Genomic DNA, 14,596 nt, shown 5'->3' on the forward strand with positions numbered 1-14,596 from the left:
TAGATGTAAAAAATAGATTAAATCTTAATATAAATTTTATTTCGATTTAGGAAATAACCCACGATCCAGCAAGTAAGCAGGATAGAAACGGCAAACCCCAAAGAACCCATATAATCCCCAAGCGTCAACACAAAGATATTCTCTGCAATCCAATCATAGGACGAACTGCCTTTTATTTTAAATTGATAAAGCGTGATTACTAGCAATTCAGAAAGGAGGTAAACAAACAAAGGATTTTTGCCCAATACTTCAAAAAAGAATGTCCACTTGGTTTTTTTTAAGATATCTAAAAGGTACACTAATACCGAAAGGATTATAAGATCGAGACCAATAGTTAGTACCACAAAGGAACTGGTCCATAATTTTTTGTTGATTGGAAAAAACGAGTTCCATCCTAAGGCAATTATAATTAAAACAATGCCAACAACTGTCATTTTTAGGATGGTTTTATAATTTTGACCACTTTTTTGTAGAAACGAACCCGCAATATACCCACCAATCACGTTTACAATTGCAGGAAGCGTGCTAAGCAAACCTTCGGGGTCAAAAGCAATTCCGTCACCATGATACATATGATTTGCTCCAATTAACCAAGTATCTAGTTTTAAAACAGCATTTCCTTCTAGAGTATAGTCTCCAAAAGTATAGAGTAGTATTTGATACGAAACAAGCGCGATGACACTAAAAATTAGAGCTCCTTTTGTTTTCCAAAAGCGTAAAATTAGAGCACCAAAAAAATAACACAAAGCAATTCTTTGAAGGACACCAAAAATCCGGGTATCACTCAAGGGTTTCAGCGCACCATTTTCGAAAAAGGGAAACCAATACATTAAAAATCCCAGTAAAAAGAGTATCACAGTGCGTTTTAGTACTTTAGTTAAAAACACTTTATTTGATAAAGTACCGTATTTTGTTATGCTTAAACTAATGGAATTTCCAACAATGAAAAGGAATGTTGGGAACACCAAATCAGTAAGTGTAAAACCATGCCATTTAGCATGCAATAAAGGGGCAAAAGTAGTGGCGCTTTTGCCTGGAGAATTAACAATAATCATAAGGGCGATATCCAAACCCCTAAAGATGTCTAATGATAAATAACGTTTTTTTTGTAGTTCCATGTAGGTTTTATTTTAGAAAGGGACTGTTTGTAACTTTTTCAACTAGTGAATTAATGATTGAAAATTTTCGGATTATAAGATTACTTTTTCTGTAGTTCCTTTCAAACGGCTTTTTTCAGCTGTAAATCCAATAATATGACTTTCAACTGAGGCGTCAATGGAAGAAGAAAGTAAACCGGAATTTTGTTGTGATACGGCTTGTATCCAGTCCGAAACTAAATTCCAATCACCGCCTCCGTGGGCATCACTATTTTGTTGCCATTCCGTTTTTTCTCCAGTTAAAAAGTTAGTGTAAGTAAATTGCGACATATCGCCTACAATATCGCCATGACTACCCATGATACGGGTGCGTCTTCCTTCGTATGATGTAAATGCTTCCATACTGAAGGCAGCCGTAACTCCATTAGAAAACTGAAGATTGGTTGTGTAATGATCCGGTTGGTCATTGTCCATTTGGTACACACAACGACCGTAATTAGTAGTTTTTAGACGGTCTAAAATAGCCTCACCCTGTTTGTCTTCTTCGGTAGGGAGATCAAACACATGAGTTCGTTGTCGGTCACGGTAATAAATTTTCAAAGCACTGTACGGGCATTCTTTTTCTATGGCGCATCCATCAATACAACGAGAGGTTGCACCTACGGGCATATTTTCTTTTTTAAACCATTTTAAATCACCAAATGCCGATATTCTTTCACAAGAATCTCCAACCAACCATCGTAAAATATCAAGATCATGACACGATTTAGCCAGAATTATAGGGGTTGTTTCTTTACTATTGTGCCAGTTTCCACGTACGTAACTGTGTGACATGTGAATGTGCTGTATGGGTTCAAAATGCTGAATGCTTATAAGTTCTCCTATAGTCCCTTTTTGGATGAGTTCTCTTAATTTAATGAAATAGGGTGAATAACGCAGTACATGGCATACCGCCACGATGCGGTTTGTTTTTTTGGCCAAAGCCAATATTTTTCGGCATTCTTTTTCAGTGGGTGCTATTGGTTTTTCAAGCAAGATATCGTAACCCATAGACAAGGCTTTCATGCAAGGCCCAAAATGTAAATTATCGGGTGTAGAAATGATCACAGCATCTGCAAATTTGGGACGGTTAAAAACATCCTCCCAAGTCACAAACCTATTTTCAACTGGAATACCATGTTTTTCGCTATAGCGCTCTTTTCTTATAACAATAGGGTCAGCTACTCCTACAATTTTTAAATGTTCTGGATATTGTAAGGCATAGTTGCCATAAACAGTACCGCGATTTCCAGCACCTAGCGTAATAGCGGTAACAGGTTTTATTGGTGCGGGGTATTTTTTTGGATCGGGAATATGCAAGCGAAGATTTGTTTCGGCAAATCCATGTAAAGGCATGGTTAATATACCGCCGGTGATAAGACCTAAAGTTTTAAGTAGATTTCTTCGTGAAAGTGCTTTTCCCATATCAAATACGTATTTAGTTTATAGCTTCAATTCATTGGTCTATATGCTGTTTATTCTTTATAAAAGGGACAACTTATCCCATAATTAATTTAAATAACTGTTAAATATAAATAAAAAAACAAAACTTTTGTGCAATTTTTTATAATAAACTAAAAGGGACTTGATTGAGGGATGGCAGCAGTACTACAATGTTTTAGCCTTTATATTTTTTAGCTAATTATGAAGTACCTAAAAGATAAAAAAGGATTTATGACAATCTTACAATCAGTTGGATTGTATGGGATATGGTATTAAAGGTGGGTTCTTTTACCGGTCTAATTGAATTTTAGTGTCTTTTAAATTATAAAAAGGAACAATTTAAAACCAGATTCAATTTGCACTTAAAAATTAAATGGTCTCTAGGACTTGATTTTTTGTTTATCTTTGCTGAATAATTGTTAAACAAAAAGCAAATAACACTTAGTAGAGGAACTGGTATGTCTTTAAAATCATTTGGAAAAATCCAATTGAAAATAAGCGTTACTTATATTGGCCTCATAATTAAATTGCTGTTCTACATTAAAAGAAAAATAAATGGAAACTAATAAACCAGATAACGTTGTTTACTCCCTTGAAGAAGGGTTTAATGCTAATATGTTGCCTTATGCTACCAATGTAGGTGCGCCCGTAATACGTGTGGATGATGTGGTGTCATGGAAAAGTAGGGGAATTGAGAATGTAAACAAAGAGTTGGTCAATAAATTTAACGAACTCCAATTGCAGTACCAAAAGTTAATGGAGGAATACGAATGGAACGAACTAGTGTACAGTGCTAAGTTCTCGTTCGAGCCCGTTATTGGCGAAATCTACCATTTGTACCGCGATGCCGCTGGAGTAAACTTTTTGTCCTTAATAAGCCCACAAGAATGGAATCGAGAACACATAGGAACCTTTAGATTGAATAGTGATAAGAAGTGGGTGGTGCTTGATGGGAATCGTGGGGGGTATTAAGATATAAAGTTCACTATTGTAAAAACAAACAATATTTTGCAATAAGGCTTTATACTGATTTTATGCAATAATTGAAACAAACTCTCCAACAACTCTCATTTCTACTCCATTTTCTTCAGTGATAAAGATATTTTTGTAAGATGTATCGAATGAATTTGGCCTTAAAAGAATTGAAGTGTGTTCCCAACCTTCTTCCGTTACTACTTTTTCACTTGAATAGGTCTTAATTGTAAAAGCCGAATTGAAATCTTGATCTTGAATATCAATATTTTCAATTAAAACTATTTTTCCGTTTCTACTACCGCCAGTATAAGGCTTAAACAAGCAGATTGAACCATTTGGAATAACTCTATTCATTGATTCTCCAACTATTTTACATGCAAAATAGTCGTTTTTAGAATTTGCAGGTCCTTCAATTAGGGTAAATTCTTTCTCAGATTGAATTTTACTAAATGTTCCAGCTGCTGCATAGAAATCATATAAAGGAACTGGGTTTTGTAATATGGGTTCAAAATTGATTGTTGCTTGGAACTGATCAATTTCAACTTTCGTTTCAGATTTTTTAGTTTTCTCAGTTAATTTTTCTTCCAAATAATTATACATAGATGGGGAAACTGGACTAGCCAAATTGAAACGGATTTTTACAACTGAAACTTTTTTTCCACTATCATTACTCATTGTTGTTTGCTCAATTTGATTTAGTTCAGGACTCACTTCTCCCATATAATAAAAGTCCATTCCTTCATCATTATTTTTTTTGATAAAAAGAGGAAGCCTAATAGCTCCATTTTTTCCTAAAATAGATTGAACATCTTTACTGTTTATGTTTCTATTAGATTTTGACATCCAATCAAATTCCTTGGCATTTACAAATTTATCTTCATATTTTGTAGATTCAGATATGTCTTCTTCTTTGTGATAGTTTACAAAAATGGGGCAATGAGAATTGTCGGGACTTACTAAATATCCACCTACATTTTGTGCAACTGGATTTTCTATAGTGTTTAATATTCTGAAAACATCTTTACGAGAATATTTTCGATAAAGTAGAAATCCTTCTTGCCAATTATTTGGTTCAAATACTTTGTCAAATTCATATATTGAATAATCTGTAGAATCAACTAAAAATGTTTTAAATGTTTCATGGCTTAAGTAAGAAAGAAATGTGTTTGAAAAAATGAAACTGTCGTTCTCTAATTTTATAATATCTAAATTATAAATCTCTTTTGCAGAAATTAGCTTCCCTTCTTTTTTCTCTCTAATAAATTCAAAATTTAAATTTGAAATACACGATTGAATTGTTTCATTGGAAAAGGTGTAATGATATTTTTTTAAAATTATTTCTTTTAAAGTAGTTAATGAAAGCTTTCCATTTTTAATTAATAATTTGATGATTATACTTTCTTCAACTCTTTTTGAATTGTTTATTTCTTTAGAAAAAAGCTCCAAAAGTTTAATTTGTTCCTTAGCTAAATCTGAGTTGTATTCTTGCTCAACTTTAACAATGAAATTATAATAAGAACCTGCATAATTTACATACAAATATGGATCTCTGGAACCATGCTCTATAAAATCCATCATCATTGGGATTCTACCAAGCTTGAATTTCAATAAGTAGTAATCTTTTTTTAAATCAGAGAACAATTGCATGTTTGCTGAATCAATAGATTGAAATATCTTTTCTTTAGTGATTTCATCAAAATTAATTGTTGAAGAACCAGGAATCATTCTACTTCCTTCCGTAATTAATTTTCTAAGAGAATCTTTATTATATGAGGTATCACCATAAAGTGCGATTGGAATTAGATAGTTGTTTTCGTAATTCCCTATAAAATCAATAACGGTTACATAGTTTTTCCCATCAATTTTTCTCAATCCTCGACCTAATTGCTGAATAAAAATGATAGATGATTCAGTTGGTCGAAGCATAATAATCTGATTAATTTTAGGAATATCAATACCTTCATTGAAAATATCAACTGTAAAAATATAATCAAGTTTTTCGTGTATATTATCTGATTCTAACTTCTCAATTGCTTTTGCTCTTTCTAATTCAGTACTATCACCAGTTAAGGCAACTGTTTTAAGTCCCTTTAAATTAAATAAAGCAGAGAGTTCAGTTGCTTCTTTTTTTCTAGAACAAAAAATTAAACCTCTAGTGATGCCGTTGTCACTTCCGTAAAATCGGGCTTGTTCAATTACTCTTTTAACTCTTTCAGTAGAAACTAATAAATTAAAATCTGATTTATTGTCAATCACATTATTGTCAATTAATAAATCGGCGACACCATAATAGTGAAACGGACTGAGCATTTCTTCTTCCATTGCTCGGTTTAATCTAATCTCATAAGCAATATTGTGGTCAAATAATTGAAATATATTGTTACCATCAGTTCTTTCAGGAGTAGCGGTCATTCCTAAGAGAAACTTTGGTTCAAAATAATCGATTAATCGCAAATAAGAATCTGCGCCAGATCTATGCGTTTCATCAATGATTATGTAATCAAAATGATATTTTGAAAAATTTTCAAGATGCGTTAATTTTGAAATTGTTTGAATTGTTGAAAACACGAAATCGCATTCTAATTCTCTTTTTTCACCAGAATACAAACCCATTGTTTTGTTTTTACCAAAAACTTTTTGGAAAGTCTTTAATGAATCTTTTGCAATGGTTAATCGATGTACTACAAATAGTAATTTTCTAGGATTAAAAGCTTTTGCGTCGAATGCTGATAAATAAGTTTTTCCAGTTCCTGTTGCAGATATTATTAAAGCTTTATTCTTTTTATCTTTTCGTAAATTTTCTAAATTTTCCAATGCTTCTAACTGCATAGCATTAGGAGTTATTTCAGTTAGGATTTTATCTAATCCCGCTGTTTTATTTGTGAGAAATTGCTTTTTATAAATCTCTTCGTAAAGTGAGATATAATCAGTGGTTACAACAGTTGCTTTTTCAAAATCAGCTTGAAATTCCCAAAGTACGTCTTCAACTAAACCACTTTCATTTAAGGCCGACACTTTAATGTTCCATTCCTTATTTGTAGATAAAGCACTGTCCGTTAAATTACTACTTCCTACAATTAGATTGTAATGGTCTTTATTTTTAAATATATATCCTTTTGCATGAGCGTTACCAGTTGTAGCGATGCGTAAATCGATGTTTTTAAATTGCAATAATCTTTTTAATGCTTCAGGTTGTGTGAAATTTAAATATTGAGATACTAAAATTTGACCCGTTATCTTTCGGTTTTCTAATTCTTTTAATTTGTTAATTATTGTTGCAACTCCACTTGTCGTAACAAACGCTACGGAAATATAAAACTGATTACAATTTTCAAGTTCGTGAAGTATTGTTGAAAGTACTTTTTTTGGTGGATTTTTTTGATTGACAAGTAACTCCGGTTGATAAGCTAAATCGGACAAAACATTTTTATCTACATAGCCTGTTTGTAAACTGGAATTAAAAATTTGAATTATCTTATCCATTCATTATCAATTTATTTACAATCGGAATATCTGCTGCTGCCCAATCAAGGGTTTTAAGTTGTTTTGGATTTAACCATTCTAGAGCTATATGTTCATTAAGGATAAGTTCTTTTGATTTAGCCTCACAAATAAAACTATGCATAGTCAATTCAAAATCTGGGTATTGATGAATAACGGTAAGAAATAAAGATTTTATATCTGTTACAATATTAAGTTCTTCCAGTAATTCACGTTTTAAAGCATCTTGTTTTGTTTCGCCTTGCTCAATTTTTCCTCCAGGAAATTCAAATTTCTCTGATATATAAGACAACTTATTTTTAGGCCTTTGCACACATAGAATTTTATTTTCAAAAAAGATTACTGCAGCTACTACTTCAACTTTTTTCATTTTTAACCTTGGTTTCTTGTATATGCTTTTCCAATTTGGAAAGTATGTTTTACAATGTTTTTATTTTTTAGTTATACAAATATATAGGTTTATTCTCAACAAGTATCACGTTTTGAGTTCTTATAACTTTTTTACTTTTGCAATTTAAAGTAGCAAAAAAAGTTGTTTTTGCAATAGAAAAAACTTTTAATTATAATATCAAATTCTATTTTAACTCAATCCCCCTAGCCCTGACTGTAATGGAATTCCTTATGCAAGAGGCTGCTGTTTTTCTAGGTATAAAAGAGCGACTGCAAGAAGCTCCTTTTATGCCTTAGAAAAGCAAGGGCTATCAATAAGAATGAAAGGAAAGGCAGGAATTGCTCCTGTACTACAAAGAGGGTTTAAAAAAGGGTGTAGTGGATATTTTTGGTTTTTATAAAACTAAGGTACTCTAGAACGCGAGCTATCCCCAAATAGGAAAGTAGTAAAAACAAAAAAGACCTTAAATTGCTGTAAAGTCTTTTTAAAAAGCTCCCCTTATTGATGGAAGCTGCAGCCAGAAAGCTCTTTTTGATTATGCAAATATAAAAAAATTTGAGCGTTAACTTTTTTTCTTGAAAGGATCATTGTCATTTTTTTATTGTTTATTTCCTTAACTTACCTTAAACTTACTGGAGGTAAAATGAAGTGATTAAAAATATTTAATTTCACAGTTAACATTTTTTCACTAAAAAAACCGTTAAACGCCAAAAGAACTGTTTAATTAAATATTAGATAATCCTATAAGTTCTATAATTCAGTTTTGGGATACATTGTTAAATCAAAAAAGGCTATCAGTAATGATAGCCTTTTTGCTTTTGCTGTCTATATAGAACACATTTTCTTTATTTGAATAAATTCATGTATTTTTTAAAAACATAAATCTTACCTCTTTTCCCTCCAGTTACTTCTTCTAGAATTTCTAATTCTTCCATATCTGCTATTAAACTATAAGCGGTACGTTGAGAAACGCTTGTGATGTCAATCACTTTATTGACATCTATAATTGGTTTTTTTAATAAGTAATGCAGTATTTTTTGTGCGTTATTGGCTCTTGAACCTAATGTTTGTATGTTTAATTCTGAATTAGTTTTTAATTTCAAAATTTCATCAAAAGTTTCCACACCTTTTTTAGCAGTTTCAATCACACCCACTAAAAAGAATTTCAACCATTGTTTTAAATCATTATGAGTTCTTGCTCTCATTAAATTATCATAATAAAGGGTTTTATTGCGTTCAAAAAAATCAGATAAGTACAATATGGGTTGCTTTAGTATTTCTTTGTCTACCAAATAGAGTGTGATTAATAATCGACCTACCCTACCGTTACCATCTAAAAAAGGGTGAATCGTTTCGAACTGGTAGTGAATAATTCCTATTTTTATCAAATCAGGTAATAATCCTTCATTATGCGTAAATTTCTCAACATCACTCATCAAATTACCAATACTTGAATGAATTGGTGGAATAAATACGGCATCATTTATAGAAGCGCCACCTATCCGGTTTTGGCTGGTTCTAAATTCACCTGGCAATTTGTTTTCGCCTCTCACCCCTTGTAAAAGCACCTTATGGGTTTCTTTTATCAAACGCCCTGAAAACGGAATTTCTTTAAGCATTGCTATAGCGGTGTGCATTGCCGAAATGTAATTTTGAACCTCATCCCAATCATCCCGTTTTTCAGAACTTATGTCTTCTTTGTCTAAAAGAGCTTCTTCCATATTAGTTTGTGTGCCTTCAATTCTACTACTTTGTGTAGCTTCTTTTAGAATGTGCATGCTAATAAACAAATCAATATCAGGAATGTGATTACTATACATGTCCAATCTCCCCAAGTGCCTATCTGCCTTTGAGAGCAAATTCAATAGTTCCATATCACCTAACAACCATTCTTTATTGATGAATTCAGGTTGAAAGCTTTTATAATAGCCTTGGTTAATGTATTTTCCTGACTTGAAATTTTGCATAGTAATTTACAATATGAATTCATATGTTGTAAAAATAACTAATATTTTGCAATAAGATATCTACTATTGTAATTTTTTAGATTTTATTGCAATAAAAGAAAGGCTATTGCAATACAATGTAATTATAACTCAGTAGAATGAAAAAACGTTTAGAAGTCAAGAAGTAAGGGAAATGAAATTCTTGAACTTGACCATAATTTTATTTAAACAAAAGGCTAAAAACAAAAAAGACCTTACATTGCTGTAAAGTCTTTTTAAAAAGCTCCCTCTCTTGGGCTCGAACCAAGGGACAGATTAGCAGTTAAATCAAGACTTGACGTTGTTTTACTTCTATTATGATGGCCAATTTGATGCCTATTGTATTATTTTTTAGAGTGTATTTATATTCAACAAAAATACAATTTTAAATAAAAGAGTAATGATTAATTCTTCTTTTATTTCATTGCATTGTTTCTCATTCCATTGGAGATTAGTTCTTTTACTACACCAAACATCATTGCTGAAAAGTCTTCTTTAAACTCTTTATTGTCTGAGTAGAGTTTGTATAAGTCAAAGTTAGTAGTGATGTGTTTTAATAATTCTTCCCCAACCACTTTATCACTTGTAATCTTAGCATTTTGATCGTCAGAGTATTTTAATGAGTTTATGAGTTCATTATTTTTAGCGACACTATTTGCAATATTTTCAGCCATCTGTCGGACCTTGTCAGCGTCTTCAAATTGTGTTCCGTATCGATCATTAAAGGTTTGAAGGATGTTAGACAGTCTGTCTACTTCAGTATCGTTTGTACTACCTCTCATTTCGGTTGGAATGGGTTTTAAATCTTCACCTTGCTCTAGAACCATATTAGTGGTTGATTCTAATTGTAAGCGGTAACTATCCATATCAATATTGTCTAAAATTCCTTGTGCCAAATCAATAGGAGCTTCTCCTCCTAACTTGTTTTGTAAGTGGTTCAGAAAAATATACAGCCTTTCTAAATAAGCATTTTCAAAATCTACAATTTGAGATAGAAAAATATACAGTCGGACATACGTTTTAACCTTTGCTCTAAAATCAGCCTGTTCTTCCTCCTTTAATTCATTTTTGAATAATTCGGATGAACTATTGAGCATCTTATGCAATTCGTCTATAGGAACATTAGCTAGTATTTTATTGGAGAATTCCTCAACTTGTTCTCTGCTATAAATCTGATAATTATCTAATGCATCTTGTAAATCAAACAACTTGTTTGGATCTGTAGCTTCACCTAGAATAGTACTTTCAAAATAAGGAGTAAAAGCTTTTTCAATTTCCTCAGCGGAATTCGCAAAATCTAATACAAAAGTTTCTTTCTTTAAGGGATGGCTTCGATTTAATCTTGATAAAGTTTGGACAGCATTGACACCACCTAGTTTTTTATCTACATACATCGTGTGTAACAAAGGTTGGTCAAATCCTGTTTGAAATTTATTCGCAACAATAAGGAAACGATACTCCATCTTCTCAAATTCAGTTGGAATAGCATTGCTTGAAAAACCATTTAAATTGGCTTCTGTTTGTCCCTCAATTTCTCCTGAAAACGCAACAATGGCTTTATAGGGGCTATTTACTTTTTTTAAGTAACTATCAAAGGCGGTTTTATATTTAACCGCATTAGCTCTAGAACTGGTTACTAACATGGCTTTCGCCAAGCCTCCCATTCTTTTTTTACGAATAATGTTTTCCATAAAATGTTCTACCATAAGAATGGTTTTCTTTTTTATAGCATGCTCATTACTCTCTACATACGCTTTTAATTTCTTTTGAGCGCGATTCTTATCGTATTCTGGATCGTCTTCAATTTTCTTCAGTAAAGCATAATAACTTTGGTATGTTGAATAATTTTGAAGTACATCCATTATAAACCCTTCTTCTATGGCTTGTTTCATAGAATACAAGTGGAAGGCTTTGTGTTTTGTCTTTTCCCCGTCTTGATAAGGTACTCCAAACAATTCTAATGTTTTGTTTTTGGGAGTTGCTGTAAAGGCAAAATAACTGGCATTAGGCAACATTTTCCTTGACTTTACTAATGCTCGTATTAAATCCTCACCTGTAACTTCATCATTTTCGTCTTCATCGTAATCCTCTAGGTTCGTTTTTAACTCATCTTCATCTGTAATTTTAGACAAAGTCTCATTCAGTTTTCTTGCCATCTGACCACTTAAACTACTGTGTGCTTCATCTATAATTATGGCAAAATTATTTCCTGGCAAATCACCTATGTCTTCAACGATATGCGGAAATTTTTGAATGGTTGTGATGATGATCTTTTTTCCTTCTTCAAGCGCTTGTTTGAGTTGTTTACTGCCTTCTGTGATGGCTTCAACTACGCCATTAACTTGTTGAAACTGCTTGATATTGTTTCTAATCTGAGCATCTAAAACTCTACGGTCTGTCACTACAATAATAGTGTCAAAGATGTTTTTACTTCCGGATTTATCGTGCAACCCAGCCAATTGATGCGCTAACCATGAAATAGAATTTGATTTTCCTGAACCGGCAGAGTGTTGAACTAAATATTTCTGACCGGAACCTTTTTCCTGTGCATCTTGAAGCATCTCCCTAACAGCAACCATTTGATGGTAGCGAGGGAAAATGAGTTTCTTTTCTTTCTTGGTTCTTATTTTTCCTTTGTCGTCTAAATACTCTTTCTCTTCTGTAATCAATTGACAGTAGTTCTGAATAATATCAGTCAAACTGGATTTAGTGAGTATTTCTTTCCATAAATAATCCGTTTTTATGCCTTCATTCAGTGGGTTTCCAGCACCATTGTTGTTTCCTTTATTGAAAGGTAGGAAATAAGTCCTTTCTGCTTTCAATTGAGTACACATCCAAGCTTCCTCTGTATCTACTGCAAAATTCACAATTAATCTCCCTAAACGAAAAATCTCTTCATTTGGATCTCTGTCAACTTTGTATTGCTTGATAGCGTGTGCTACATTTTGCTTGGTCAATTCGTTTTTGAGTTCAAATGAGATAACTGGCATGCCATTGACAAACACCATCATATCAAGCGATTTTTTATTTTTTGGCGAAAAATAAACCTGACGCATTACTGAAAAAATATTGGCTTTATACAATGCATCGGCATTTGTATTATAACTGGAAACGGGTTTGTCATAAAACAAGTTCAGTTTTGTGTCTGTATAACCATCTGTTATTCCTTTACGCAATACTTCAATAATTCCTTTAGCTTGGATTTGATCGTTTAGACGTTTGATGATTTTTTGTTCATACAAATCTTTGTGGTATTGTTTGAGTTTTGCTACCGCTTTGGGTTGAGTTATCTCCAAAAATTGAAAGAACAATTCCGTATCCAAGCAATTACTGTTGTCGTAGACTTTATTCTCACGAAGGATGTAGTTATTCTCCTCAACCAAATATTGGGTGATGTGTGCTTCTAATCCTTCTTCGGTAGTGTTTGTACTCATTATACTTTTTATCTTATTACAAAATGTCTAAAAAATGTCTAAAAAACAGCTGAAAAATGTCTAATTATTAGGTCTTAGACATTTTCCAATTCTTACCCTCGGGATAGATTAATCCTTGTTTTCTAAGGCTTTGCAGATTATTTTTTATTTTATTGTATTTCTGTTGTTCGTCTAAAACGTCTGGAAGTTTAGCTAAAAGGATATCTTCAAAATCGGATTTTTTACCTTCTCCAAACTTTCTGATATAATCAAGAATAATCTTCTGGCAATACTCATCATCGATTCCTCGTTGCTTGATATAATCTCCTTTTTCCCCTGTAGCCTTTGCCAGATTAAGGGAAATGTGAAAGTTAGGTTTTCTTCCCTCAATTAGTTTTTTAGCCTTTAATCTTTTAATTTCTTCGTCCTTCAACGATTTGTTTTTTGAAACTTTATCCAGAGCCATAATGTCTTCTAAACTCAAATCTGGAACAGTCGCTAATTTACGGGCGTAATTAATATCCATTACTTTACCGGTGATTGTTACATTGACTTTGTCATTAACCAGTTCATAATCGGGTAAAGGGAAAAATTTTCTTCTTTGAATTAAATACATTTTTTTAATACCGCTACCAATAGTATCTATCATATTCAGATTTACCATGGCTTCCGTTAAAAATTTATTTCGGTAGCGGAACTCAGGAGCATCAGCTACCACAACTTCTTCTACACTTTTTGGAATAAACTTTCCGGCATTACTAAAAGTTAAACGACCGTCTTCATTTTCCACTACAATGATTTTTCCACCAATAGTGTAATCTTGATGCGCAATACAGTTGTTCAAAGCTTCTCTAATGATATAAGGGTCGTACTGGTCTACTTCTTCGGGAAATAATGTTCCGTCAGTAATGTATCGGTATTTCAGATTTCTTATTTTTTGGTACACTCCTTCTGTACTCAATAAAAGAGGACAAGTAAAATGAGCATAATCTTTTTCTAAATTATCCCGGTCTTTAAGAATCCAAGTGATTTTTGAAGTAGCAGGATTGATAAAGTGTTCTGATTCTGATTTACCAAGCAGAAGAATAGCCGTTCTGGTAATTTGACCTTTGATACACACTTTGGCTTTATTTAAGAAAGTCATATCATCCCATTCTGCAATTTGTTCTGCTAAATGAGGGTTTTTAGTTTTGTAAGAGGCTCTTGCTTTTAGTATCGCTTCGGGCGATAAATCTTCTAATCCTGCCTCTTCAACAAGTACTGCGCTCCAGTCTTCTGTAGTTGCTTGTTCCCTGATACGCTCGTATTCTTCAGTATTCAAGGCGTTTATTTCTTCGCCGTCTCTTCCGTAATAATGTCCTTTCCAAGCTATTGGAAACCCTTTTGGAGCGGCAGGAATTTCAAATAATATTACTCTCCCATGAGGTGTACTAACGTCATAAATTTCTATAAAGGTTATGCGACCTGTGGTGTGGTTGGCAATCTCAGCTTTAAGACTGTGTAAGTCTGCGGGACTATTCCTGAATTGACTTCCTACAATGCTTTTATCTTTGTCCTTCACACCAAAGACTAACCAGGCAGATGACTGGTTTTTGAGGTTGGCTTCATTGCAAAGTGCCGAAAAATACTTGCCCAGTTTATCAAAATCATACTGGTTTTTGGCTTCCTTAAACTCTACGATTTCACTCTCGTAGTCGTGAGAAAGGAGTTCTTGCAATTTGGTTTGTATTTGGGTGTTGTTTTTCATTACTA

Annotated in this window: 8 protein-coding genes; 1 reads left to right on the forward strand and 7 read right to left on the reverse strand. The window is 32.8% G+C overall.

Annotation, left to right across the window (positions count from 1 at the left end; translation table 11 throughout):
* Window positions 1–17: 17 nt before the first annotated feature.
* Window positions 18–1,118 (reverse strand): acyltransferase family protein, encoded by a 1,101-nt coding sequence (locus T410_RS04720; protein ID WP_035669066.1) that lies wholly within the window; start codon window positions 1,116–1,118, stop codon window positions 18–20.
* Between the two features lie 72 nt (window positions 1,119–1,190).
* Window positions 1,191–2,561: a Gfo/Idh/MocA family protein gene (locus T410_RS04725; protein ID WP_193743723.1), complete on the reverse strand. Its 1,371-nt coding sequence runs from the start codon at window positions 2,559–2,561 to the stop codon at window positions 1,191–1,193.
* A 573-nt stretch (window positions 2,562–3,134) separates the two neighbouring features.
* On the opposite strand from T410_RS04725, the gene T410_RS04730 reads away from it, so the two are divergent.
* The gene (locus tag T410_RS04730; protein ID WP_035669067.1) at window positions 3,135–3,551 is read left to right on the forward strand and encodes a DUF2452 domain-containing protein; all 417 of its coding nucleotides are present in this window, start codon (window positions 3,135–3,137) and stop codon (window positions 3,549–3,551) included.
* 60 nt (window positions 3,552–3,611) lie between these two features.
* Here the strand turns inward: T410_RS04730 and T410_RS04735 are convergent, their stop codons facing one another.
* The 5 genes from T410_RS04735 to T410_RS04760 all read right to left on the reverse strand — a co-directional run bounded on the left by T410_RS04735 (window position 3,612) and on the right by T410_RS04760 (window position 14,591).
* Window positions 3,612–7,037 (reverse strand): DUF3427 domain-containing protein, encoded by a 3,426-nt coding sequence (locus T410_RS04735; RefSeq protein ID WP_035669068.1) that lies wholly within the window; start codon window positions 7,035–7,037, stop codon window positions 3,612–3,614.
* Window positions 7,030–7,425 (reverse strand): (deoxy)nucleoside triphosphate pyrophosphohydrolase, encoded by a 396-nt coding sequence (locus T410_RS04740; protein WP_035669069.1) that lies wholly within the window; start codon window positions 7,423–7,425, stop codon window positions 7,030–7,032. The genes T410_RS04735 and T410_RS04740 overlap by 8 nt, the downstream gene beginning before the upstream one ends.
* 866 nt (window positions 7,426–8,291) lie before the next feature.
* Entirely contained in the window at window positions 8,292–9,413 is a 1,122-nt protein-coding gene (locus tag T410_RS04750; RefSeq protein WP_035669071.1) for a Fic family protein, read from the reverse strand.
* Between the two features lie 434 nt (window positions 9,414–9,847).
* Window positions 9,848–12,865: a type I restriction endonuclease subunit R gene (locus T410_RS04755; protein WP_035669072.1), complete on the reverse strand. Its 3,018-nt coding sequence runs from the start codon at window positions 12,863–12,865 to the stop codon at window positions 9,848–9,850.
* A gap of 67 nt (window positions 12,866–12,932) precedes the next feature.
* Complete coding sequence (locus T410_RS04760) at window positions 12,933–14,591, reverse strand: RNA-binding domain-containing protein (RefSeq protein WP_035669073.1); 1,659 nt, start codon at window positions 14,589–14,591, stop codon at window positions 12,933–12,935.
* Between the last annotated feature and the right edge of the window lie 5 nt (window positions 14,592–14,596).

The organism is Flavobacterium sp. 83 (genome assembly GCF_000744835.1).
Taxonomy (GTDB): domain Bacteria; phylum Bacteroidota; class Bacteroidia; order Flavobacteriales; family Flavobacteriaceae; genus Flavobacterium.

Bases quoted from the DNA above. Each gene is read 5' to 3' on its own strand.
- T410_RS04735 (WP_035669068.1), bottom strand. From the start codon at position 7,037: ATGGATAAGATAATTCAAATTTTTAATTCCAGTTTACAAACAGGCTAT.
- T410_RS04755 (WP_035669072.1), bottom strand. From the start codon at position 12,865: ATGAGTACAAACACTACCGAAGAAGGATTAGAAGCACACATCACCCAA.
- T410_RS04725 (WP_193743723.1), bottom strand. From the start codon at position 2,561: ATGGGAAAAGCACTTTCACGAAGAAATCTACTTAAAACTTTAGGTCTT.
- T410_RS04720 (WP_035669066.1), bottom strand. From the start codon at position 1,118: ATGGAACTACAAAAAAAACGTTATTTATCATTAGACATCTTTAGGGGT.
- T410_RS04750 (WP_035669071.1), bottom strand. From the start codon at position 9,413: ATGCAAAATTTCAAGTCAGGAAAATACATTAACCAAGGCTATTATAAA.
- T410_RS04740 (WP_035669069.1), bottom strand. From the start codon at position 7,425: ATGAAAAAAGTTGAAGTAGTAGCTGCAGTAATCTTTTTTGAAAATAAA.
- T410_RS04730 (WP_035669067.1), top strand. From the start codon at position 3,135: ATGGAAACTAATAAACCAGATAACGTTGTTTACTCCCTTGAAGAAGGG.
- T410_RS04760 (WP_035669073.1), bottom strand. From the start codon at position 14,591: ATGAAAAACAACACCCAAATACAAACCAAATTGCAAGAACTCCTTTCT.